This window comes from Collinsella sp. SGI.180 (assembly GCF_050313455.1).
Lineage (GTDB): Bacteria > Actinomycetota > Coriobacteriia > Coriobacteriales > Coriobacteriaceae > Collinsella.
The window spans coordinates 1-24937 of record NZ_JBNPLL010000015.1; the positions used below are offsets into that span (position 1 = coordinate 1).

General features: G+C 57.3%; 19 protein-coding genes and 2 tRNA genes. 5 read left to right on the plus strand and 16 right to left on the minus strand.

Annotated features, from left to right (window positions below):
- On the plus strand, positions 1-191 hold a 191-nt coding region (locus ACQRAP_RS06505), incomplete at its 5' end, for a hypothetical protein (protein WP_427795186.1).
- Between the two features lie 252 nt (positions 192-443).
- On the opposite strand, the gene ACQRAP_RS06510 is transcribed toward ACQRAP_RS06505, so the two are convergent.
- The 10 genes from ACQRAP_RS06510 to ACQRAP_RS06555 form a co-directional block, all read right to left on the minus strand.
- A tRNA-Lys gene (locus ACQRAP_RS06510) sits at positions 444-519 on the minus strand.
- Between the two features lie 28 nt (positions 520-547).
- A complete protein-coding gene (locus tag ACQRAP_RS06515) occupies positions 548-1828 on the minus strand; it encodes an aminopeptidase (protein ID WP_427717868.1) in 1281 nt (426 codons plus the stop codon).
- A gap of 93 nt (positions 1829-1921) precedes the next feature.
- A complete protein-coding gene (locus tag ACQRAP_RS06520) occupies positions 1922-2497 on the minus strand; it encodes a hypothetical protein (RefSeq protein WP_427717870.1) in 576 nt (191 codons plus the stop codon).
- A complete protein-coding gene (locus ACQRAP_RS06525) occupies positions 2498-3376 on the minus strand; it encodes a phosphoribosylaminoimidazolesuccinocarboxamide synthase (RefSeq protein WP_154516897.1) in 879 nt (292 codons plus the stop codon). It lies immediately after the preceding gene.
- A gap of 118 nt (positions 3377-3494) precedes the next feature.
- Complete coding sequence (locus ACQRAP_RS06530; protein WP_154516828.1) at positions 3495-5060, minus strand: sensor histidine kinase; 1566 nt, start codon at positions 5058-5060, stop codon at positions 3495-3497.
- 11 nt (positions 5061-5071) lie between these two features.
- Positions 5072-5794 carry a response regulator transcription factor gene (locus ACQRAP_RS06535; RefSeq protein ID WP_006236208.1) on the minus strand — a complete coding sequence of 241 codons (723 nt, stop codon included), beginning with the start codon at positions 5792-5794 and terminating at the stop codon, positions 5072-5074.
- Positions 5795-5946: 152 nt separating this feature from the next.
- Positions 5947-7158 carry a hypothetical protein gene (locus ACQRAP_RS06540; RefSeq protein ID WP_427729013.1) on the minus strand — a complete coding sequence of 404 codons (1212 nt, stop codon included), beginning with the start codon at positions 7156-7158 and terminating at the stop codon, positions 5947-5949.
- Positions 7158-7421, minus strand: a complete 264-nt coding sequence (locus tag ACQRAP_RS06545; protein ID WP_427717875.1) for a TIGR03905 family TSCPD domain-containing protein — start codon at positions 7419-7421, stop codon at positions 7158-7160. The genes ACQRAP_RS06540 and ACQRAP_RS06545 overlap by 1 nt, the downstream gene beginning before the upstream one ends.
- Before the next feature lie 129 nt (positions 7422-7550).
- Positions 7551-8897 carry an adenylosuccinate lyase gene (purB, locus tag ACQRAP_RS06550; RefSeq protein ID WP_427748137.1) on the minus strand — a complete coding sequence of 449 codons (1347 nt, stop codon included), beginning with the start codon at positions 8895-8897 and terminating at the stop codon, positions 7551-7553.
- Positions 8898-9283: 386 nt separating this feature from the next.
- A tRNA-Gly gene (locus ACQRAP_RS06555) sits at positions 9284-9358 on the minus strand.
- A gap of 297 nt (positions 9359-9655) precedes the next feature.
- Here ACQRAP_RS06555 and ACQRAP_RS06560 point away from each other — a divergent pair.
- Positions 9656-13087 (plus strand): SpaA isopeptide-forming pilin-related protein, encoded by a 3432-nt coding sequence (locus ACQRAP_RS06560; protein ID WP_427729009.1) that lies wholly within the window; start codon positions 9656-9658, stop codon positions 13085-13087.
- A 62-nt stretch (positions 13088-13149) separates the two neighbouring features.
- Here the strand turns inward: ACQRAP_RS06560 and ACQRAP_RS06565 are convergent, their stop codons facing one another.
- Together ACQRAP_RS06565 and ACQRAP_RS06570 are read right to left on the minus strand one after the other, a co-directional pair.
- A complete protein-coding gene (locus ACQRAP_RS06565; protein WP_427729007.1) occupies positions 13150-13368 on the minus strand; it encodes a hypothetical protein in 219 nt (72 codons plus the stop codon).
- A 20-nt stretch (positions 13369-13388) separates the two neighbouring features.
- Entirely contained in the window at positions 13389-16499 is a 3111-nt protein-coding gene (locus ACQRAP_RS06570) for a hypothetical protein (protein WP_427729005.1), read from the minus strand.
- A 198-nt stretch (positions 16500-16697) separates the two neighbouring features.
- Between ACQRAP_RS06570 and ACQRAP_RS06575 the strand changes: the two genes are divergently transcribed.
- Entirely contained in the window at positions 16698-17720 is a 1023-nt protein-coding gene (locus ACQRAP_RS06575) for a helix-turn-helix transcriptional regulator (RefSeq protein ID WP_427729003.1), read from the plus strand.
- Positions 17707-18624, plus strand: coding sequence for a helix-turn-helix transcriptional regulator (locus ACQRAP_RS06580; RefSeq protein ID WP_427729001.1), 918 nt, complete (start codon positions 17707-17709; stop codon positions 18622-18624). Before ACQRAP_RS06575 ends, ACQRAP_RS06580 begins: the two co-directional genes overlap by 14 nt.
- On the opposite strand, the gene ACQRAP_RS06585 is transcribed toward ACQRAP_RS06580, so the two are convergent.
- Both ACQRAP_RS06585 and ACQRAP_RS06590 read right to left on the minus strand, forming a co-directional pair.
- On the minus strand, positions 18621-21515 hold the full coding sequence (locus tag ACQRAP_RS06585; RefSeq protein WP_427795187.1) for a helicase C-terminal domain-containing protein: 2895 nt from the start codon (positions 21513-21515) through the stop codon (positions 18621-18623). The genes ACQRAP_RS06580 and ACQRAP_RS06585 overlap by 4 nt on opposite strands.
- Entirely contained in the window at positions 21509-22474 is a 966-nt protein-coding gene (locus ACQRAP_RS06590; protein WP_427795188.1) for a D-alanine--D-alanine ligase family protein, read from the minus strand. Before ACQRAP_RS06590 ends, ACQRAP_RS06585 begins: the two co-directional genes overlap by 7 nt.
- 85 nt (positions 22475-22559) lie before the next feature.
- On the opposite strand from ACQRAP_RS06590, the gene rlmN reads away from it, so the two are divergent.
- Positions 22560-23612, plus strand: coding sequence for a 23S rRNA (adenine(2503)-C(2))-methyltransferase RlmN (gene rlmN / locus ACQRAP_RS06595; RefSeq protein WP_154516799.1), 1053 nt, complete (start codon positions 22560-22562; stop codon positions 23610-23612).
- Positions 23613-23804: 192 nt separating this feature from the next.
- On the opposite strand, the gene ACQRAP_RS06600 is transcribed toward rlmN, so the two are convergent.
- A complete protein-coding gene (locus ACQRAP_RS06600; RefSeq protein WP_427795190.1) occupies positions 23805-24059 on the minus strand; it encodes a hypothetical protein in 255 nt (84 codons plus the stop codon).
- A complete protein-coding gene (locus tag ACQRAP_RS06605) occupies positions 24049-24927 on the minus strand; it encodes a ParB/RepB/Spo0J family partition protein (RefSeq protein WP_427795191.1) in 879 nt (292 codons plus the stop codon). Before ACQRAP_RS06605 ends, ACQRAP_RS06600 begins: the two co-directional genes overlap by 11 nt.
- Between the last annotated feature and the right edge of the window lie 10 nt (positions 24928-24937).

Below are 24937 nucleotides of genomic sequence, written 5' to 3' on the forward strand. Positions count from 1 at the left end.
AAATTGATCCTTCAGCTGTTCCACTGAAGTCATATCTGAAGCATCGGCTTCCGGTATTGGCGATGACCAGCTGGTTTATAGGTGTTGAGGTATCGGTCATCTCTGGTGCGCTACTTTACTCTAACGGCATCTGGTTTTGGTTTCCTGTCGGTAAAAGGCTGGTTTTGGCCGCCAGGCGTCCTTATATATAGAGAAGATCGGGTTCGAACCCGTGCACCGGCAACAAAAAAGCGGCCGGCATCCGCCAGTCGCTTTTCTATTCTATGGTGGGCCGTCAGGGGTTCGGGCCCGCTGCGCGGGCGGCCGCTTCGGCGCCTCCGCGCCTCGCGCGCTGCGCTGGCAAACGCTGACGCGTTTCCTCAGCTCCGCGCCCTCTCGGGTTCGAACCCGTGCACCGGCAACAAAAAAAGCGGCCGGCATCCGCCAGTCGCTTTTCTATTCTATGGTGGGCCGTCAGGGGTTCGAACCCTGGACCTTGGGATTAAAAGTCCCCTGCTCTGCCAGCTGAGCTAACGGCCCGCGGATGGCATTGTACCACGGTCTGAGACTATTCCCAACTCCATTGGCCGTTCTGGAAAATCACAATTTCACGTCCATCAGGTGTAATGCCCGTAATATCGATGTCGTCCGTGCCAATCATAAAGTCAACGTGCGTGCTCGAAACGTTGACGCCATGCTCCAGAAGTTCCTCTTTGGACATGTCATACCCGCTTTCGATGCACTCGGGAAAACCGACACCCAACGCAAGGTGACAGCTGGCGTTCTCGTCATAGAGTGTGTCGTAGAATAGAATGCCGCTTTCACGAATCGGTGTGTTCTTGGAAATAAGCGCGACCTCGCCCAGATGAGCAGCACCTTCATCGGTTTCAATAATGCTCGCAAGCGTTGCCTTACCCACGCGAGCGTCATAGTCCACTACGCGGCCGTTCTCGAACTTAATCCAAAAATCGTCAACCTTATTGCCGTGGTGAATGAGCGGCATAGCCGAGTACACGATGCCGTCGGCGCGCATACGATCGGGCGAGGTGAAGACCTCCTCGGTGGGAATGTTGGGGAAGAAAGGGTGACCGTCGGGAGTTTTTCCCTTGCCGCCGGCCCACTCATGGCCTTTCGTCATTCCAATCGTCAGATCAGTTCCATTCGAAGCGGTGTAGTGCAGGCAATCAAATTGATTATCGTTTAGGAAGCGCAGGTTCTTTTCGAATGTGGCGTCATGGAGCTCCCAGTCGCTCTCCGGGTCCTGGCCATCAGCACGAGCGGTGTGCAGAATCGCATTCCACAGCTTATAGACTGCAACCTCATCGGCGTCTCCCGGGAATACCTCGCGCGCCCAAGCAGCGACCGGAGCGCCGGCGATGCACCACGGGTTAATGTTGTAGTCCAGTCCACGGCGGAAGACCTTACACTGCATGTTCCTCGCCTTAGAAGCTGCGGCAGGCTTAGCGGGATCGATGCCCTTGAGGGCAGCAGGGTCCGTGCCCTCAATAAAGATAAAGCAGGCTCCGTCCTGAGCCAACGAATCCAGCTGCATGCGCTTCCACTCGGGAGTCTGCTCAAAATAGCTTTTCTCGACATGCTCGTAGGTAAGCCTCGTCACGGCATCGTCAGCCCAGATGACCGTCACGTGACCGGCACCGGCGTCATAAGCCTCCGCAACCACCACGCGCGCAAATGACGCGCACTCGACGGGAGACTGAACGACGACCTCCTGACCGGGCTTAACGTTGACGCCCTTGCGGACAACGAGACGCGCATAATTTTTAATCTTGGGCTCCAGGGACTTCATACCCTCCAGAGCCTCTTCGACCGTCAGGGCAGCTCGAATCATGTGCCACTCCATCTATCTACAGGACAGTAAAAAGGCGCGCCGCAAAAAACGACGCGCCTTATATCTTAGCGATATCTATAGATTGTAACGCTACTACTTCTTCTTGGAGGCCTTCTTGTCCTCTTTGGCAGCCGAGCGCTCGATAATAGCGTTGAGCTTGTTATCGGACATGCCCTCGGCCTGCGCGCGATACATATTACGCAAGGGACGGATGCGCACGAAGTCGTAGATGAAGTCACCCAGAATGACGATGTAGGACAAAACAATGCCGGCCATCTGGACGGGGCTGGACACCATGCCAGCGGGAGCGAAGTACAGCGAAGACCAAATGGCCACGACGAGCACCATGCCGATAGTAAGCACGGCCCACCAGATGCGGCGGCGCTTGGTGTAGTCCTCATCCTGCTTGAGAAGGATACTCGACACCGTGTAGATGCGGTCCTCCTTGGCGCGCCGCTTAGCCTTGCGGGCGCGCTTCTCCTCTTTAGAGAGGCCCTCGAGGCTCTCGCCCTTCTCGAGCTCCTTGCGGCGTGCCTTAGATGATGCCGGCACGACGCGAACAGAACTCGCTGCCTGACGAGCTGGCTTGGCGGATGCGGCGGACTTGCGCGCAACCCCGGTAACCTCGTGGGATTGCGTGCGCTTGTTCGTGGCGCTGCGGGTACTCACTTACGCGTTCTCCTTCATGCTTGTAAACTGGGAGCCCGTGATGATCTGGAAGGCCTCGCGATAGCGCTCGGACGTGCCATCGATGACCTCGGCGGGCAGATGCGGGGTCTCCCCCGTCATATCCCAGTTGGCCTTGAGCCAATTGCGGACGAATTGCTTGTCGTAGCTAGGCTGAATCTTACCCTCCTCGTAGCTGGCAGCAGGCCAGAAACGGCTGGAGTCGGGTGTGAGGCACTCGTCGATCAGCGTGACCTTGCCATCGATGACACCAAACTCAAACTTGGTGTCGGCAATGATGATGCCACGGGTCGCTGCATACTCGGCGGCAGCCTTGTAGATCTTAAGAGATAGATCGCGGATCTGCGTGGCGATGTCCTCACCAACGATCTCGCAGCAACGCTCAAACGAGATATTCTCGTCGTGATCACCGATCTCGGCCTTCGTGGACGGGGTGAACAGCGGCTCGGGGAGCTTGGAGGCCTCGGTCAGGCCCTCAGGCAGCTGGATGCCGCAGACGGTGCCGTTCTCGTCGTAGGTCTTCTTGCCCGAACCGGTCAGATAGCCGCGGACGATGCACTCGATAGGAATCGTCTGGGCCTTCTTAACCAGCATGGCGCGGCCTGCGAGATAGTCACGATACTCGGCAAACTCCTTGGGGAAATCCGCCGGATCGATGGAGACGAGGTGATTGGGGACGATATCGGCAAACTTGTCGAACCAGAACGCCGAGATACGGTTGAGCACCTCTCCCTTAAACGGAATTTCGTCGGGAAGAATAAAGTCGAACGCAGAAATGCGATCGGTGGCGACCATCAACAGGTTTTCGCCGGCATCGTAGATATCACGAACCTTGCCACGGGAATCCGGACGACGCTCCATCGTTGTCACGTGAGTCACTCCTTACCTAAATACGACAGAAATGCGGGTTCTTTACCGCACGTTTTCGCAAACTCGGAGCGGCAGGGACGCGGTCCCTCCTTCACCGAATAGCGAAAAGCTAGTGCTCCATTGTAGTAGATGCCGCGTCCGCCGTGTGCTCGCGGGGCAGATGAATCGTAAAAGTCGTACCCTTTCCAAGCTCCGACTCCACGGATATGTAGCCATGGTGACGCTCGACGATCTGTTTAGTTACGGCGAGGCCGACGCCCAGGCCGCCAGCTTCGCGGGCGCGGCTGGCATCGGCGCGCCAAAAACGTCCGAAGATACGCGACAGATCGTCCTTGGCAATACCGATACCGGTATCCGAAACGGCAATACTGACATGCTTGCGGTCACTGAGCACCGACACTACGACCCAACCGCCCTCGGGGGTGTAGCGCATGGCGTTGCTCATGAGGTTGATGACGCATTGCGTGATCATGTCGGGATCGGCCTCGACGACATCGTCGTGCCCCTGGGTTTCATCTGCAAAGCGAAGGCGAAGGTCACGGTCGGCAAACAGACGCTCCTGGCCGTTCACAATCGATCGCACGAACGGAACCATGTCCACCGGTTCGAGATTGAGCGGAGCCGTGCTGTTTTCCATACGCGATAGGTCAAGCATCTGCTGCACCAAACGAGCGAGGCGACGCGTCTCGGAAGCGACCGTCTCCAGATGCTCGTCGTCGGTGGGGTACACGCCGTCTTGCATGGCCTCGACCGTTGCAAGCATGGCCATGAGCGGTGTACGAAGCTCGTGTGCGACATCCGAGGTCAGGCGCTTTTCGTGCTTCATATCTTTCTCGAGCGAGGTGGCCATCTCGTCAAAGGTCTCACCCAGCTGGTCGATTTCGTCATCGCCGCGCAAGCCCGTACGAGCAGACAGATCGCCGTCGCGAATTTGCTTGGCTGTGCTCGTAATACGATGAATTGGCTTGGTAAGCATGCGCGACACGAGCGATCCGATAACGACCGAGATGCAGATTGCAACAACCGCGGCAAGAGCCATGGCGTTAAAGGTCTTCTCCCTAAACGCAGAATCTGCCTTAGTGAGCAGAGCGTCGGAGCCGATAGCCCATAGCTTTACCTGTCCGACATGCTCGCCAGAGGACGTAACGATTTCGACGTTGGCAACGCTATCGGAGTCGGTGGGCGCTGACGAGACCGGGCTATGCGAGGCCTTTTTACCGCTCGAGCTGCTCGACGGCAATTCGCTCTCGCGCACATCGGCGGTCGCACTTGCCGAAGGCCATGAGTCGTCATAAACGACAACGCCCTTTTTGTTGACGACCTGCATACCCAGGTCGTCGGACACCAAGCTCGACGTCGCGACCGTGCGCAGCTCGCCCGCAGTCCAATTGCCGTTTTCCTCATACGACGTCGCAAGCTTTTCGGCAGCAGAATTGGCGATCTCGACGATATTGGAGCGCGTGTAATCCGAAAAGACGGTGCCCCACACAACGGAGACAACGCCCACCAGCACCAATACCGTCATGAGCGATGTCAGGGCAAAAGCCAAAGCCATACGCGAGGGATAGCTCATCGCCGGCCGTGAATCGGAACGAGGCGTGTTCCAACTTGCCTTGGAACCCGCCTCGTTCTCCTGCTTGTGCTTTTGTCCGATTTCAAAGCGCGCAGGTGTCATATGTGATTTACCTATTTCTCGTCCGACTTATCGGTCTTGGCCGGAGCCTCGAAGCGATAACCGACGCCGTGAACGGTATAGAGCCACTTAGGCTTCTTGGGGTCGTCGCCCAGCTTGGCGCGAAGGTTCTTCACATGGCTGTCGATGGTGCGCTCGTAGCCCTCAAAGTCGTAGCCGAGCACCTTCTCGACCAGCTCCATACGGTTATAGACGCGACCGGGATGGCGAGCAAGCGTGGTAAGCAGCTTAAACTCGGAAGCGGTCAAATCAACTTCCTTGCCCTCGACCAAGATCTTGTGGCCCGAGATATCGATGACCAGATCGCCAAAGTCGAGTACCTCAACGGCGGGCTCGTCTGCCTGGTGAGCACGACGGAATAGGGCACGAACGCGGGCGACGAGCTCGCGCGGCGAGAACGGCTTGATCAGGTAGTCGTCGGCACCAAGCTCGAGGCCGATGATGCGATCCTCGATCTCGCCCTTGGCGGTAAGCATGATGATGGGCACATCCGAGGTATCGCGGATAGTGCGGCAAACGCGCTCGCCGGGGATCTTGGGGAGCATAAGGTCGAGCACAACCAGGTCGAACTGGTGCTTCTCGAACTCCTCGATCGCAGACTGGCCATCGCCAACGCCAACAACCCAGTAGCCCTCGCGCTCGAGATAGGCAGCGACAGCGTCACGGATCGCCTTCTCGTCCTCGACCAGCAGAATCTTTTTTGCATCTGAAGCCATAACACGGCCCCCCTGTCTCAATTAGCTAAGAACAAGCCCATTTTAACGCACCTGAGCCCACCGGGCATCGCATGGGCGCGACAGCTCGGCGGGCGGTACTCACGGTTACAATGGGCTTATTCCCCCGTTGGCGCCTTTTTAACCCCTCGGCGCTAAAGAGAGAACAGGCGAGCGGTAACCGTCTCGGGAATTCCTTGGCTATTACGCACCGTGGCATAGGTTAAAAACGTATTCGATTTTCCCGCCGTAGCTGGATAGTCGCCATATTCGAGAGCGCGGTCGGGCGACAGCAGCGAACCATAGGTTTTAGCGGAGGTATCGATCAGAAAATGCGATGCCTGAACCTTAACCAGATATTTGCCCTTCCTGCCGGCGGCGCACGCGAGCGGTTCGCGCGATAGAAATTGATACGGGCCGCCCTCGTTACCAATGTAGGTACCCATATTGCCCAGGCCGCCCACGCCGGCATAGGTCGCCTCAATGGAGAACACAAACGTATCGCCCATATATACGGCCTCGAAAGGTGACACCGACGAAGGAAGGACCAGCTGAGCCCTCTTGGTATTGTTGCCGTCCGTCAGGTCGATCGCCGTCATGCCGTAGTAGACGCCCTCGTCATTGCGCACGCGGGGTGAGATAGTCAGGATGCCATCGCTCACGCGCGGTGCAGACGCAAAGCGGCCTGTCGACTTCCAGATTGCCTCCGCTTTAGATTCATCGAGCGAACGGCGGTAGCAATATGAATCGCTGCCGGTCTTATTGCCACCGGTCGAAGGCATCTTGTACCAGATGACCGACGAGTCAAAGGCGGTAAACAGCGGAGGGTCGTAGTCCTCACCGCCGCGATCAAGCTCAACGGCATTACCAGTAAGCGCCGCGCCCGACAGGGTTTGCGCATAGAGCTTCCACGACGAATTCGCGTAGTTCATCTCAACCCACGCAAACACGCTATCGGTGGCGCGAACGTCGTAAAACGCATAACCGGAACCCTCGACAGGATCGTCAATCAACGTGGTGAGTGAGCCGTCCCCCATGTTGAACACGCCAAGCGTGTTGGCATGCAGCGCAGATGCGGGCGCCATCATCGCCGCAGCGTAACCGCCATCGCAGTAATACAGGAGCGTCCCCAATGGCAACGTCCACGACGCCGTCGGCTTAAGATCAATGTCGACGGCCTCATACTCTTCGGTAATCGAGATGATCTTGGAATCATCTTTGATAACCTGCGGCTCACCGGCAGCATCATCGCTGGTGCCCGTTTTTTTCGAGCACCCCGCAAGCAGCGTGGCAGCACTCGCGGCAGCACCACCCAACACAAATCCTCGGCGCGTTATCCCATTCTTAACGCGATCAAAAATACTCATTAGGCAATCTCGGCACGCGCGGCCTCGATGGCACGCGTAAGTTGGTCGGCACAGGAGGTCTTTTTCGTGCCGCACGTATTGCCGGCCAACACCTCAATCACACGATCGGAAGAAACACCTTCGACCAATTTAGAGATGGCCTTGAGGTTGCCGTTGCAGCCGCCGGTAAACTCAACGCCCAGCACTTTGCTGCCGTCATCGGAAAGATTGAGGTGAATATTGCGAGTACACACGCCCTGGGGCTTGTAATCAAACGAAATCATGCGATCTCCTTCTCAGAATGTCATTCGAGACGACTATTATCCCCGTCTTTCCATGAATGCAACGAGGCGCTTTACCGGCAACACACATTACCAGCAAAGCGCCCTAAAAAGCTAACGTTATGCCCGAACCTACTCGAAGCTCAGCTGCTCCAGACGATCGAAGACCGTATCGATGCGGGTGAGGAAGTCCCACGGATCAAAGATCTCGTCGAGCTTCTCCTGGCTGACGGTGCAGCGCGGATCGGCCTCGAGGCGCTCCTTGAAGGTGGGGCCGGAAACGCAGTCCTGCACCTCATGCCAGGTCGCCATGGCGTTTTCCTGCACGATTGCGTAGGCGTCCTCACGGGTAATGCCCGTATCGACGAGGGCCAACAGAACCTTGGAGGAGAAGATGAGACCGCGGGTCTTGTTGAGGTTGGCCATCATGCGAGCCGGATACAGCTGGAGGCCATCGATAACGCGGATAAGGCACTGGAACATGTGGTCAAGTGCGATAAAGCTATCGGCCTGGGCGACGCGCTCGGCAGAAGAGTGCGAAATGTCACGCTCATGCCACAGGGCGACGTTGTCGAAGGCGACCTGGGCGTTGGACTTCACGACGCGCGACAGGCCGCAGACCTTCTCCATGGTGATGGGGTTACGCTTGTGCGGCATGGCGGAGCTGCCCTTTTGACCCTTGCGGAACGGCTCCTCGGCCTCGAGCGTATCGGTCTTCTGCAGATTGCGAACCTCGGTAGCGATACGCTCGCAGGTGGCCGCCGTGGTGGCGAGGACGCCAGCGAGGTAGGCATGATGGTCGCGGCTGATAACCTGCGTGGACAGCGGGTCGTGAACCAAACCCAGGTGCTCGCAGACATACTCCTCGACAAACGGCTCGATGGAGCTGTAGGTGCCAACGGCACCCGAGATGGCACCGAAGGCGACGTTCTTGCGAGCGTCCTCAAGGCGATCCAGATCGCGCTTGAGCTCCCAGGCCCAAGAGCCAAACTTCATACCAAAGGTCATAGGCTCGGCGTGGATGCCGTGAGTGCGACCGGCGCAGAGCGTGTTACGCTCCTCGAAAGCGCGACGTTTGCAGATCTCGCCGAGTTTCTTGACGTCCTCGATAATTAGGTCGCAGGCCTGGGTAAGCTGATAGCACAGGGCCGTATCGCCCAAGTCAGAGCTGGTCATGCCATAGTGAACCCAACGGCTGGGTTTAGGCTCGCCCTCGGGAACATCGGCGTCAATATACTCCTTCATATTGGTCAGGAAGGCAATGACGTCATGGCGCGTGACTTCTTCGATCTCGTCGACCTTCTCCTTCTCAAAGTTGGCGTGGTCGCGGATCCACTGTGCTTCTTCTTTAGAAATACCGATCTTGCCGAGCTCCGCCTGGGCCTCGCAGGCCAGAACCTCAATCTCCTGCCAAATGGCGTACTTGTTCTCGAGGGAGAAGATGTGTCCCATCTCCGGGCGGGTATAGCGATCGATCATAGCGGCTCCTTTTTGGTTATTGGCACGTTGGTCGTAACCCAACCATTGTACCGTGCGCAGGTGCAAGTATAGGCAGCAGGTATTAACCTAACATTTTGCCATTTGCCTAACGTTCACACCCTGTCGGGTTCGAGTCCCGGCGCTTTATTGAAAAAAGCACGACACCGTGATGGTGCCGTGCTTGTACTTTTAACTGGAGCGGGCAACGGGACATCCGCGCATTTGCTTCGCAAATCCGCACCGGCTTCAGGCGCCTGTCGGCGCCTTCACCTGCTCGCTACAAACGCTTCGCGTTTGCTTAACGCTCACACCCTGTCGGGTTCGAGTCCCGGCGCTTTATTGAAAAAAGCACGACACCGTGATGGTGCCGTGCTTGTACTTTTAACTGGAGCGGGCAACGGGACTCGAACCCGCGAGTGTCAGCTTGGGAAGCTGATGCCTTACCACTTGGCGATGCCCGCATATGTGGGGGATAGTATAACGCGGTTGTCTTGTTTGATACAAGGGCGCCAACCCTTGTTTTACGCATGGAAAATCATCTTCTTGTTGCTCGAATTGCGAAAACAGGGACTCGAGTAACTTTTTTACACCGTCTTCTACCTGCTCTTTTGTTTGATTATCTAAAACCGGTCTCCATCTGTTGGGAACTTGGCAAGTTCTTGGTCAGCTCGCGGTACTTACCCGTATGACCCCCGGCGCTAATCTCATCCCACGCGCCGCAATCTCCCAGCGCGGCGCACAAAGGATAAGGAGCAGCCATGTCCAATGCACCCACGCACTCTGTCCACAGCGCAATCGCAACAGCACCGCTGCTCCTATTCCTCTTGTTGTTTCTAGCCTGCGCCACGCCTGGTACCGCCTGCGCCGTCGATGGAAACGATACGCTTAGTTTCCGCACCATCAGCGATATGTGCGGACCGTTTGGCATTGGCAAGTACGAGGCACAAGACGCCTCGATTTCTTACTGCATGAACCAAGACTGCCCCGGCCCCAGCAGCCCAGGAGGACCCTGGCGGACCTACAATCAGGGTTGGACATGGCTCGACAACGAGTTTGCCGCCGTCATCTGCCATGGATACCCCTCCGCCACATCATTTGGCGGCCATAACCTAACGGCCGAACGCGCCCGCGCCGCAACCCAGATTGCCGTGTGGATGCTCAAAGGAACCACGCGCCCCGACGGCTCTTTTGCGTATACAAACAACGCCGGCGTTGCCAAAAGCGGCAAGTTCGATCAAGACGCCGAGGTTGTCGCGGCGGCGCGCTGGCTCTACGACAACGCAAAAGCCGGAAATATTAAGGCCGACCCGCATCGCGCCAGACGCTATCACGGACCCGTCTCTAACGAAGGCCGGCACCAGGATATGCTCTACGTTTTGCCCACCATCAACGTATCCTTTGAGAAAAGATCTGCAGACACTGTCATTACCAGCGGGAACGATACGTATCAGTTAGGTGGGGCGACGTTTAACATCTTTGAGGAAAACACAGACAAACACGTCGGCAGCATCAAAATGGACGGCAACGGTCGTGCACGGGCAACACTTTTGCCCAACACGGCATACTACCTAATCGAAACCAAAGCGCCGACAGGCTATCTGTCCCGACGCGATCGCATTGCCTTTACCACCGGAAAAAGCGGCGGACATGTCACAATCAACGAGCAGCCAGGTTCTATCACGCTGCGTGTCGTCAAAACCGATGCCGCCACGAATGCCGGAGCGCAGGCGGGAACCTCGCTCGCCAAAGCCGAATTTACCTGTGTCTCGCAATCTACCCCTGGGTGGACGCGCACCTTCACGACCGAAGGCGATGGCCAGGCGACCTTAAGCGGCATTCCCCTGGGAACCTTTACCCTCTACGAATCGAAAGCACCAGAGGGCTACCTGCTCCCCCATGACAGCTGGACCTATACGGTCGGCCCCAATCAACTAAACGACATGGGCGTCGTTGAGCTCGAACGCCGCATCCCCAATACTCATGTTGCGTTTGACCTCGAGATTTCCAAGTTCAAGGATTACGGGAACGGCGAGCAATCGGGATTAGAACAGCCAGCGGAAGGCGTCGTCTTTGAAATCGTCAGCAACAGCTCTAAGCAGGTCGTAGGCACATTGACGACAAATATTTATGGCTTCGCATCCACCAAAGACCAGCCCAAGGCCTGGTTTGGTGCGGGCACACGACCGGACGGCGTCCATGGAGCCATCCCCTACGATCGTGAGGGGTATACCGTTCGCGAGGTTCCGGAAACTGTTCCCGCAGGCTTCAAGCGGGCAGAGGATTGGACCATCGCGCCCGAGCAAATCGCCGACGGAGCCAAGCTTCAGTACATAGTGGACAATCACGCCCTTTCGACACATCTCCAAATCATCAAACGCGATGCCCAGACGGGAGCTTCCGTCCCCCTTGCCGGCTTTAGTTTTCAGCTGCTCAACAGCAACCGTGAACCCATCTCTCAAACATGCTGGTATCCGACGCACAACGTTATGAACACCTTTACCACCAATGCGACCGGCACCGTCACGTTGCCAGAATCGCTCAAGCCGGGCACATATTACGTACGAGAAGTCGCAGCCAAAGCGCCCTACCTTGTGGGCGACGAACTGAAGGTGACGATTCCTGCCGATGCAGATCTCACACCTATCGCCGCCGTCTCGTATTTCAACAGCGCGGCAACCGGAAGCATCGAGATCGCGAAGGCTGACGCAGTAGACGGCAGTGCCCTATCTGGTGCCAAGTTTGAAATTCGCGCTGCCGACGATATCGTTTGCCCCGATGGCCACATTGCCGCCCTTGCCGGTGAAGCCGTTGCCGCCGTCACAACTGATGAACAGGGTAAAGCTTGCGTAGACAACCTTTCGCTGGGTTGCGGAACGGCACGATACGAAGTCGTTGAAACCCAGTCTCCCGACGGCTATCTACTTGATCGGACAGCACATATCGTTGAGCTTACTTATATCGACCAGAAGGTCCCCGTGGTCGAGTCGCAGATCGAATTGCCTAATGATTACACCAAGGTCGATTTCTCCAAGGTCGATATGACAGACAAGCATGAAGTTAAAGGCGCCCGACTGGTCTTATGCGACGCCGATGGAACAGAAATTGATTCTTGGATATCATCCGAGCAGCCCCATCGCGTGGAGCACCTTGAACCCGGTTCTTATACCCTACGCGAAACAATGTCCCCGCGCTCCTATGACCTCGCTGAAGACGTATCCTTTGAAGTCGAGGATACGGGGAAGATCCAGGCCGTAACCATGACGGATGCACCGATTGAGATTAAGGGGAGCGTCGACAAGCGACAAGAAATCGCGCGGCCAACCGCAAAGGGAACAGTGGCGAACGGCGACGGTAAAAACCGGGCGGCGACGCAACCCGACAGAAAGGGCTCCTATTCCTACACCATCGACGCTCAAAACGAATCGAGCACCTGGGTCGACGAGTTCACCGTCACCGACGATCTCGAATGTGCCAAAGACGGCACGGCCAAACTTGTCGCCATTAAAACCCCGATCGCCGTCGGTGACTTAAACGGGCTCTGCAATGTTTGGTATCGAACGTCACCGGCAGACAAGTTGGGCATAAAGGAAAAGGCCAACGCCACACTTGACGATGAACACACCAACCCGTGGCTCGAGACAGCCGAGGTCAAAGAGCGGCTGGGCGAGGATGTGCGGATTGTCGATTACGATGGCTGGAGTCTTTGGAAAGCCGATGTCTCGACCACGGAGTCTTCCACCCTCGAAGTAAAGGACCTTACGCTTTCGGACGATGATGTTATCACGGGGATTCGCTTTGAGTATGGCTCGGTTTCCGCACACTTTACGACCCGGCGCGACAACGATTCTTGGAATCGCAATGGGCTTAAAGACGAGCATGACGACCTTGATGATGCGACGGCATCCCTCAAATCGGATTTACACGGAGCAATCATCCGGATGTGTGCAACCTCATCCTATACGCCCCAAACCGCACTCGCCAACAGTGCCCGTGTTGACCTTTGCCGCAACGGAGGAGGCGAAAAACTCGAGTCGCACGATAAAGATCGTGTTGTTCAAAAATGCGCCATTCCGCAGGATCTTCCAAATACGGGCAATGCACCCATCATCTCTTTTCTCACCGCATTATTGACCGCCGGTGGCACAGCAATTTGGCTCACTTGGCTAAGCTCGGCATCAAAAGAGGAGTAAGTAGAAATAACGGGCGAGCCGATATGCCGGCTCGCCCGTTATCTGGCGTGTGTAACCAAAGGCTATTCCGTAGACGCAGACCCGCCGTCAACAAGTTCCAGATCGCCATCCGAAATGCCGTCGGCACCCAAACTCTGCTCTTGCTCCACCTCTTCGCTCATCGTGGACCTGGGCGTCGACCCCTTAGCGCCCACGATATATGCGGCCCCCAAACCCATAGCGATGGCGATCAAAAACAGAACCACATAGACGGGCCAATGGCGTTTGATGTATGAAAACACGCTAACTCCTTAGAGGTCCGCTACGAACGGCGGATGACCTCGGTGACAACCTCGGACACCGTAGCGATGTTCGTCGGGTTGACGTTGTACGGCAAATCGTCTTCGGTGCGCGCGCAGGCAAGACGCGGGCCATCGACACCGGCAATTGTGAGGGCGCGACGGCTCGCCTCGAGCGCGGCATAGGCATCGGTCTTGGCATAGGGCATCTCAAACGCGCCACAATCAACGTGGAACGACTTGCACACCTTGCTGACCAGATTCATGATGCGGCGATCACCCTTGAGCAACTGCTGCTCGCCTTCGACCGTCACGACCGAAAGCCTACCGGCTCCAATGGACTCAAGATTGATAAAGAACACACCACGCAGCTTATCGCGATGGGCTTCGAGGAACGCCTTCATACCGGCGCCGTCACAATCCGAGGCACCCGTTGCCACAAACCAGATATCATGACCAAGCAGCTCGTCATCACCCATGGAGGCAACAGCCGAAAGCATGTCCTCGGCAGAAGCGCCGTCAGAAGAGGTGGCACCGCCCTTCCAGCCGTTATCATCGTCCTCAAAGTTATCCCAAGAGCCGATACCGCGGCCAGACTTCTTGGCATCGTAGTCATCCTCGACGCCCAGCCAGTCGCTCATGCTGTTCTGCTCATTCTTCTTTTTGCGTCCGAACAAGCCGCCCAGACCACGCTTCTGAGGCTTTGCCTCCTTGGCGACGGGAGCAGAAATGGTTTCGATGGGCTGGGCGCCCGAAGAAACGGGCATGGAGGGGGCAACCGGTGCCGACGTGGGCTCGGGCCCCTGAGCTGTCGCGAAAGGATCGTCGGCCTGAGCCGAGGGGTCGGGGAGATCGAAGAGGGATGTGCGGGATGCGACGTTGGCCTGCTGCATCGAGGGCAGCGACGGATCGGGGACCGAGGCAAGCGGCGAAGAAGAAGGTGTGAGCACCGGAACAGAAGCGGGATCGGGGATATTCATCTGCGGACGCGGTGCGGCCTTGGATGAAATCTGTGCCATGAGCGAATCAACCGTCTCGACCTGCGCCGATGCGGGGTTGGCAACCGTGGAGCCGGGATCGCTCGGGGCAGGCATGGTAAAGATCTGCGTAGAGTACGGCCTGGACTCATCGGCGTTAGAAATCACCGGTGTCTCTTCTTGCTCAACGACGACCGTCGCTTCGGCTTCAATCTCGTCGGCGGTGTTCGGCTCGGCGTCAACGTTCTCAACCTGCTCGGCATCGACACTCTCAGCCGGCTCGGCTTCGGGCGCCTCGATCTCATCTGCAGCATCCTGGGACTCATCGGAAACAGAAAGGGGCTCGGCGATGGCAGTACCCTGCTTCTCGAACGTTATCGTGGCATCGAACTTCGCGGCATCGAGCGTCTCGGTGGCGTCGATTGGCTGCTGGGCCTCAAAGGACGTCGTGGCCTCGGCGACCTCCGTAGCGGCAGGCTGCTCAGCCTCATGCTGTTCAAATTCCCGCGCCGCACGCTCACGCTCGGCCTCGGCAGCCTGCTGGTGGGCAATAGCCTCCTGCTCTGCCACCTCGCGCGCAGCGGCACGCTTTTCCTCAAGGTCGTCGACAAGTTTTTTACCCTTAGCGAGTGCGCCCTTAAAGAAGCTTGAAGCGCTGGCTCCAATCGAAGAGAACGCAGATGCTATATCGGCATGGGGCGTCGCGACCGGTAGATCGGCCGAAAAATCGGTATCGCTCTCATAGGAAACGCGCTGCGGATACTCATCGTAATCGCTGGCGGAATCGTCGTACACATCCTGAACCACCGGAGCGGGTGCAGCGGTGTCCGGCTCGGGTGCAGGGCTGGGCTCGGGTTCCGTCTCGGGCTCGGTATCGACGACGGGCTCGTCGGCAGGCGCGGCGACAGGTTCAACCGAAGCAGGCGCGGGATCGATCGTCGGCTCCTCGCCCTCTTCGTAATCAAGCGTGCACGACTCGGGAAGCATCCCCAAGGCACGAATGGCATCAGAACCAAAGCGAATATTACCGGCAGCATTGCGATACAGCTTGGGCTCGGGCTCGCTCGGCTCAGCGACAGCGGGCGCCCCAATCGACTCGACGACATCCTCATCCGCGACCGGCTCGGCAGCAACCTCGGCTTCAGCCTGAGCCTCGGGAGCAATGACACCAATCAGGGTTTCGTCAGCTGAGGCACCCTCAAAGCCATCGATCTGCTCGTCAAAAACTTCGCCCTGCTCGGATTCGGGAGCGATCGGCTGGCCAAACTCGTCCTCGGTGTAGGAGGGCTCTTCGTACTCGATCGTGTTGCCGTAGTCGTTTTGCTGCTGGGCAGCGGCATACTCAGCCGCCGCGCGCGCCATCTCCTCGGCACGACGCTTTTGCTCACCAAAATAGTCATCAAACGGAATGTCGTTGGGAAACTCGTTTTCGCCCTGGTAAGGGGCAACGTTATCCATGACACCGAGCATCGCGGCTACAGAAGACTTATTGCAGACCGCACCGGACGTATAGGGAAGAACAAAACGGTTGGCAATGATATTGGCCGCGTTGGCGAGCGCTACAAGAGAGGCGAGGATCGCAACGATCCAAAGCAGAACCTTCAGAGCGCCGGGGAGCGGCAGAATACGCAGAATGGCGACGGCAGCGGGGACAATCGTGGCGACCGGCAGCATCTTGGCGATGAGCGCGCGATACGGCGCGTACGGTTCGCGAGCGAGGAGCTCGGCACGCGGAGAATCGTAATGGGCGACAACAACCACCGGACGGTTGCGCGGAGATGCAAGCGGACCTGTGGCCTTGTGATAGGCAATGACATTTTGACTCACGCCCGTCTTGCCCAGGCGAGAGATAACAGGGCGACCGGTACGCTCGAGCACATACAACACGGCACCGGCGATGGCCAGCAGAACACCGATTAAGCCGATGCTGCCGCCAATACCCATAAGCAGGGCACCGGCAAAAGACAGAATGCCTGTGACGGCAAATGCCAGCCTGCTGGGTGCAGGAGCGTTAAATTCCTGGACTTCGGGATCAAAGCCATGATTGCGGAAGATCTGGGCGATATCCTCGGCAGCCAAACGCTCTTCTTCGCTGCACGCCGGCGTGATGCCCGTGCCCTGCAGCAGGTGATTGATATAGTTCTGGGTGTTCGCCATGTGCGCTCCACATCCATAATCCGACAAATAGGCCCAATGCTTGCACATTAGAACCGTATATAGTCGAAAGTATACCCCGAGCGAACGCAATCGGCCGAAATCTGGGCATCTTAACGCACTGAGCGGACAAGGATATAGCCTAATCTCCATATCGGATTAAAATCATGGCATCAAATAACCTTCCCATGCGAGGATTCTATGACGGTAAGCGATATGACCGCGACAAACAAAACAAATGCGCCAGAACCCGGTTTCGACAAAACCGCCCAGCGTATCCTCAACCTTTTCTTTGTCCTCAACAGTTCCCCCGAGCCTCTAACAACCGAGCAGATCGTGCTGGATTCTGACCTAGGCTACGGATCGGGCAACGTCGACTCGGATAAGCGAAAATTTCGCCGCGACCGCGACAAGCTGCTCGAGCGGGGCATTGTGATCAAGGAAGTTCGCGCCGCGGGTGCCCAGGAGACCGAGGAGAGCGCCTGGACAATCGACCGTGAGCATACGTTTGCCGCGGGCGGCTTGATCACCGCAGACGATGCCGACATTCTGCTAAACGCTATCGATCAGACCCTCACCACGGGCTCTTCGGCCTTTGCGACCCCGCTCGCCGACATACGCTCCAAAATTGCCTATCTTACCGGCGAGACGAATACGGCCGAGCCCCCCGTTGTTCACTCGCCGACGGTCGATGCGGTATGGAGCGCGTTTGCCGACCGATGCGCGCTGCGTTTTTTGTATCAAAACGGACGGGGTGAGCAACGACAACGCACTGTTTGCGTCTACGGCATGTTCGAGCGCGAAGGAACGGCCTACTTTTGCGGCCTAGATGACGCCACCGGAAAAATCAGAACCTTTCGCTGCGATCGCATCGTTCGTGCGTGGCGTCCATCGCGGGCCTACGCCATTCCCACAGACTTCAATCTCAACGATTACCTCTTCTTTGAATTCGATTTCTCCGATTGCCAGCCCGTCACGGCAACTTTCTCGTTTGCTCCGCAGGCTCAATCCGACATGGTCCACGGCCTCACACGTGGGCGAGGAAGGCTCGAGCACGCCAAAGACGGCTGGACCTGGACCGTTGACGTTCGCGACCTGAATGCGGCGGCGTCATTTTGCATGGAACACAGTGTTGACGGTATGAGGCCCGTAGCGCCCAACGAACTCAAGCAGGCGTGGAACCGCCTCATCGAAAGGACAGTGAGCGCTCATGGCCGTGCGTAAGCTCACCAGCGAACAAAGGCTCTCGCGCTCCATTGACATTATGGAGGCACTCTATGCCGCCGGCGAGGCGGGCATGACGCGAGACGAAATCTGCAGTCGCTTCGATATCTCCGGAGCTTCGCTCGACGAGATCATCGGCATCATCTCGACGCTCGCAGACCGCGAATCGGGCGCGCGCATCATTTGCGAATGCCGCGATGAACGTGTGGTTCTCATCGGCGATGCGGGCCGTGTGCTGCCGCTTCGCCTGAGTGCCGCCGAGGGCGCCGTACTCAACCATGAATTGGAGTCACTCGGAATCGAGGAGTGCGCGGCGGCGCGCATCCGGCGCGCACTCCTTCCGGCGGAACTCGGATACAACCAACGCGTTGTCGATACCGTCGCCCGTGGATCTTATTGGCAGCAACTCTGCTGTGCAATTCAGGATGGTGTGCGATGCCTCGTCACCTACCGCTCCCTGGACGACCAGCATCCACGCAGGCGATTGATCGACCCCCTAAAGATCACGACCAATGGCGACCAAACGTACCTGATTGCCTGGGATGTCGAGGCAGACGGGCAGCGCTCCTACCGTATGGACAAGATCGAGGAGCTTCTGCTGACGGAGGACTCCGTCGTGCGTCACACGACCGAAACCACGTCCCTGCACGATTCCCTTGCACAGGCAAGCCAGAGCGTTAAGCTCCTGATGCCGCTCGATATGGCAGAACGCGTGAGGTGGGCAGGTATCAGGTCAATTAAAGCCGATGGGGAGGATACGGCAAGCGTGACCGTTTGCTATAGCTCCGAAAACTGGCTGTTTAGCCAGATTATCGCAGCGGGCGGAGCTATCCGCATCGCAGACGACCCCGCCCTTTCAAAGCGCCTATGTGATGCCGCCGAGGCAATGGCCTTCCGTTCTTAGCGATGGCGTTCGTGCGCTTGGCGCCATAACTGAAGATAGTGGCCGATCTGCGCCGTTTCGATGCGCTGATACGAGCTGGTGGGCAGCGATGTCAGAAATTTCTTGCCGTAACCCTTCGTCACCAGACGCGGGTCGGCCAAAATCAACACGCCGCAATCGGTCGATGAACGAATCAGGCGACCGGCCGCCTGCTTGACCTCGAGAACCGCCTCGGGCAGCGAGTAGCGTACCCAGGCGCGGTCCTCGCGCAGATTGCGCTCGCACGAGAGAGGATCGGTGGGGCTCGAGAATGGCAGCTTGGGGATAATGACGCATCTCAGCGTCTCGCCGCCGGCATCGAAGCCCTCCCAAAATGCTTTGAGAGCAAAGAGCGACGAGGTCGACTCGTTGATAAAGCGATCGCGCAAGCGACGGGGAGACGAATTGCGCTGCTGACAATTGAGTTCCAGGCCGGCACGCGCCAGCTTGGGCTCAACCCGAGCATACAGGTCTTCCATATCGCGGCGATTGGTGAACAGCGTGAGTACCGACCCGCCCATGGCAAGATGGGCATCGACCAGCACGCGCTCGAGCGCGGACAGATAGCCCTCGCGGTCGCGAGGGTCGGGAATGTCCCCCGCCACGACTACGGCCATGTTCGAATCGAAGTCATAGCTCGAATCCAGATGTAGTGACGAGGATGCCGAAGCGCCAATGCGATCGAGGCCTACGGCATGGTTAAAGTGCTCAAAGCTCTTGGACACCGTCATGGTTGCCGAGGCAAAGATGGCCGTATGCACCTCGGGCAGCCACTCGTTCGCCAGGGCCTCGCCGATGTCGATGCGCTCGGCGGTCATGGATTCTCCGCCCGCACGTAGGCGGCGGTTGACCTGCAGCGAGTACACATAATGCTCGTCGGTGCCGTCAATGATGAGCTTGAGGTTCTCGGCCAGCTCGTGCAGACGGCGCGAAATATCGCCCAGGTCGACGACGACCTCGGGTTTATCGGCAGCGACAGCCTGCACCAGCGCGGCAACATTTTTATCCGCCTGCTCCAGGGCATCGATAGCAGCGCTGGCAGACCGCAAGAAGTCATGCCAGTCATCCGACTCGCGCAACTCGGGGCCAATCCACAGATTTGCGCTGTCGTAGCCACCGCGGGCGCGACGGCCGAGCTCGCGCACACCGTCAAACACCTCGGCGAGTGCCATGCTCGCGTGTGCGACCGTAGACGTCGCCTTCGCGGTGAGCCCCAGATAAAGCGTGGAGCCTTCGGATGTCGCCAAATCACGAGATACCTGGCTCAATGCACCGGAGCTCGACCCGCCAAGGCGCTCAAATAGCACACGAGATTCGCCCGCCGAGACCACGCGCGCCCACTGGCGGCGCGCCTCGCGCTCGATGGAATGGGCCTCGTCGATTACCCAGTGGCGGATGGGAGGCAAAATTCTCCCTTCGGCCGCAACGTTGCGAAACAGCAGGGAATGATTTGTGACCACGACATCGGCATGCGCCGCGCGACGACGGGCACCGTGGACGAGGCATTTATCGGGGAAGAACGGACACAGGCGGCGAGCGCATTCGCGTGAGGCCGTCGTAAAGTCGGGACGGTTGACGCTGCGCCAGCGAATGCCGAGCGAATCGAGGTCACCATCGGCAGATTGGCACACATACGCCATGATCACCGCAACCGCTGTGAGCGTGTCGGCAGGATCGCGCTTGGTGGTAATCTCGGCCTGACTTCGGCTCATGCGCTCGAGTTTGCGCAGGCACGGATAGTGGTCATATCCCTTGAGCGCACAGAATGACAAGCCTCCGTCCAGCTGTTCGGCGAGTTTTGGCAGCTCGTGGTACATAAGCTGATCGGCAAGATTATTCGATTTGGTCGCAATGCCAACGGTAATGTTGTTTCGGCGGGCGGCCTCGGCAAAGGGCACGAGATACGCCATCGATTTACCGACGCCCGTACCGGCCTCTATCACGCGATGCGTATCCGTAACCAACGCGTCGCGTACCTCGAGCGCCATGGCAATCTGCTCGTCGCGCGGCTCATAAGTGGGATACATGCGATTGACCAGGCCACCGGGGGCATAATCCGCCTCGATTTCTTCGCGGCTCGGCATGTTAAGAACCGGCAGCTCGTCGGCATCCACGCGATCATCGGCGCGATCGGCCTTGAGCACGTCGGCGCGGGCTGCGGCAAGCGAGAAAATCGAGCCGGGGTTTTGACCTGCCAAAAACGAGAAAATGGGACGATAGGACCAAGGAACATCCGCGTGCATATCCGCCAGACGCGCCATAAGGCCCTGCGGCAAGTCCGTAAGGGCAACCAGCAGCACGCGCCACACCCCACACAGGGCATCGACATCGGCATTTGCACGGTGCGACACGGAGTCGCAGCCAAACAGATCGGCCATAAAGGACAACTTGTGCGATGCCAGGCGCGGCAGCGCGATACGGGACAGCGCCAGCGAATCGATCCAGATGTCGCTGACGTTGACACCGCCCTTGACCGATTCGATGAATGATCGGTCAAACGTGGCATTGTGCGCGATAACCGGGCACCCGCCCACAAAATCGGCGAGCGCAGCCACGGCCTCTACAGCCGAGGGGGCATCGGCCACATCGGCGTTTGTGATGCTTGTGAGCTCAGTGATTTCGGCAGGGATCAGCTGCTTGGGATGCACAAACGTGTCAAAGCGGTCAACGACCTCGCGGCCCGAAAGACGGGCCGCGGAAATCTCGATAAGCTCGTTGTCCTGGACCGAAAGACCCGTGGTCTCGGTATCGAGGACGATAACATCCTCCTCGATAAGGCCAAACGATTGTGTGCGGGCACGCTCGGCAAGCGTTGCATAGGAATCAATGACAAACTGCGGCGTTCCAGGAGATACAGCGTCCTCGATTAGCATGCAATGCCCGCTCGACGGAGACCCATGCGAATCAGACTGTCACAGACCTGCGGGAAGGTCATGTCTTTGGTATGACGAATCTCGTCCGGATACAGCGACGTATCGGTCATACCGGGAATCGTATTGGTCTCGAGGATGACGGGGCCGTCCTCGCTCACGATAAAATCGCTGCGCGAAATGCCCAGACAGCCGAGGGCTTTGTGGGCCGCACGGGCTAGTTCCTGGGCACGAGCATAGTTTTCGGGCGAAATCTGCGCCGGAATACGGTGGATATCCGTGGGATCGACGTACTTCACATCCAGGTCGTAGAACTCACAGTCCTCAGGCTTGCGAATCTCGACGATCGGCAGGGCGCGCACGTCATCCTCGCCGTAGACGCCTACGGTAATCTCAGTTCCCTCGATGCACTTTTCGACCAGCACCTTATCGCCGTACTCAAAGGCCTTGGCGATGGCGGCGGGCAGCTCAGAGGGGTCGTGTACCAGGGAGATGCCGTAGCTGGAGCCGTTGACGGCGGGCTTTACAAAGCAACGCTCGCCGCAAATCTCAACGATGCGATCGATATCGACCTCGTCGCCCGCCTCAAGCGCCAAACCGGGGGCAATGGGGATGCCCGCCTTGGCATACAGAAGCTTTGAAACCTCTTTATCGGCGCCACACGCGCTGGCGAGCACACCCGACGCCGTATAGGGGATACCCAGCGTCTCCATGGCTCCCTGCATGGCGCCATCCTCGCCGCCGGCGCCGTGCATGGCGATAAACGCCACGTCAAAATCGCCAGTTGCCATAGTCACCATAAAATCATCGGCAGCCGTATCGAGCAGCTCCACCGAAGTGTAGCCAGCCTCCTTTAGGGCCACCACGACGTTCTTTCCCGAATTGAGCGAAATCTCGCGCTCGGCGGAATGGCCGCCCGCCAAGACCGCTACGTGCATGTTCTCTAGGCTTTTACCCGGCATGGGCAGACTCCTCCTCTATGATTTCTGCAGCTGATACCATATTGTAGCGATACCCCCTACGTTTCCCCAAAATCGAAAGGCTTCCATGAATCCCAGGACTAAATCTCAGGACATTCGCGACTTGAGCCAAAACGATATTCGCGAGCTCGTGGCCGAACTCGGCCAGCCCGCTTTCCGCGCGAAGCAGCTCATTGAATGGGTTTTTGAGAAGAACGTTTGTTCGTTTGACGATATGACCAACCTTCCCAAGGCTTTCCGCGAGCAGTTAAAGGAGGCATTTGCCTTCGACACGCCGACCGAGCTCACCAAGCAGGTGTCCAAGGACGGCTCTCGTAAATACCTACTCGAGTACCACGATGGCATTTCTGTCGAGACCGTCGGCATGCCCCGTCGTAACAAGCTCTCTGTCTGCGTATCCACCCAAGCCGGCTGCGGAATGGGCTGTGCTTTTTGCGCTACCGGTCTCAACGGCCTCAGGCGCTCGCTGACCGCCCAGGAAATCGTCGACCAGGTACTTCACGTTTCCAATGACTTTGGCGAGCGCGCGACAAGCGTAGTATTCATGGGGCAGGGCGAGCCTTTTGCCAACTACGATGAGGTTCTTAAGGCGCTGCGCATCCTTAATGACCCCGACGGTATCGGCATTGGTGCGCGCCATCTCACCGTGTCTACCAGCGGTGTTATTCCTGGCATCCGTAAGTTTGCCGACATTCCCGAGCAGTTCACCCTAGCTGTCTCGCTGCACTCCGCCATCCAGTCCACACGCAATAAGCTCATGCCCGGTGTCAAGAAATACACACTCCTGCGCCTTCACGAGGCACTGCAGCTCTACACCGAGAAGACCGGCCGCCGTCCGACGTACGAATATGCCATGATCGAGGGCGTCAACGACACCAACCCCGAAATGCAGGCGCTCTGCGACTTCTGTGAGGGCACGCTGTGCCACGTCAACCTGATTCAGCTCAACGATATTGAGGGCAGCCCGCTCAAGCCGTCACCGATCCATAAGGTAGAAGACCTTCAACGCCGTCTTGAGTCCCGTGGTATCGAGACCACGATCCGCAACTCTCGTGGCAACGATATCGATGCGGCTTGTGGCCAACTCAAGCAGCGTTTCAAAGTTCAGAAGAACGCGTAGGGGAGACCAGCCTAAACGTTTCATGTGAAACATCAGAAAGCCCCGGTTGCTTAATTGCAACCGGGGCTGTTTCATATTCATCGATTATCTGCATCATACGATTGTCCAGCATTATTTAGGACGATATTAGGGATCCCTGTACTGGTGATCAGACAAGGAACCCTTCAGAATAGATGAGTCATTGTTAGGTACCTAAAAGCCTACATTTTCCCATTGATGATTAACCCAATCTTGGTTGATCTTGGGATTCTTAGTCATCTGAGCCGTACGCATGGCAACGTCCTCGTTCATAACATCCATTTTCTTTTTTGAGGTATCAACGATATCCTGCGCTCCGCGAAGTAAACGACCACGCAATTCATCATCTGTCGCAATCTTATAACCGGCAAAAGCGCCAACTGCAACAGTAGCAGCCAAAGCGACAGCAGTCAGAACTTTATTCCTCATCCTGACCTCCTTGATCAAACTGAATGATTTCGCCAAGAATGCGAGAGAGTTCCTCTTCATCCTTAAATTCAATCTCGATCTTGTTCTTGCCGCGCGAGCTCTTTACGCGAACGTTCGTGTTAAATACCTGACGCAGAACGCGTGCCGCCTTCTTAAAAGACTGAGGCGTTGCAGTTCGAGGCGTTTTTGGTGTCTCTCCGGCAGAAAACAACGGAGCAAGATTTTCTGTCGCGCGGACGGACAATCCTTCCGCAACAACCTTCTCAGCTAACTTAATGCGTGCATCTTCGTATGGAACTGCAAGAATTGCTCGAGCATGGCCAGCAGTCAGCTTACCTTCAAAGATCATCTGCTGAACAACCTCGGGAAGATCAAGTAGGCGCAGCGAATTGGTGATTGCAGAGCGAGACTTGCTAACAGCCTTCGACAAGGCCTCTTGAGTCATACCACTCGCATCGATGAGCTGTCGATACCCCTTAGCCTCTTCGACTGGATTGAGATCAGAGCGCTGCAGATTTTCAATCAATGCAAGCGCAAGCATCTGTTCATCATCAACATCTTTTATGATGACAGGAACTTCCTCAAGTCCAGCGAGCTTAGAAGCCTGATAACGGCGCTCACCCGCGATAATCTCATAGCCATTACCGTGCTTGCGTACAAGAAGCGGCTGAAGAACACCATGTTCCTGAATCGACTCACTCAACTCTCGAAGCTCGGTCTCATTAAAATGAATTCGGGGTTGGTTGGGGTTCGGAACGATATCTTCGATTGGAAGTTTAGTTTCCGAAGCAGTATTGGATGCGGACGTCGCAGATCCACCGGTCTCATATTCTGCTTCGGAGACCAATGCATTGAGTCCGCGACCCAAACCGCCACGC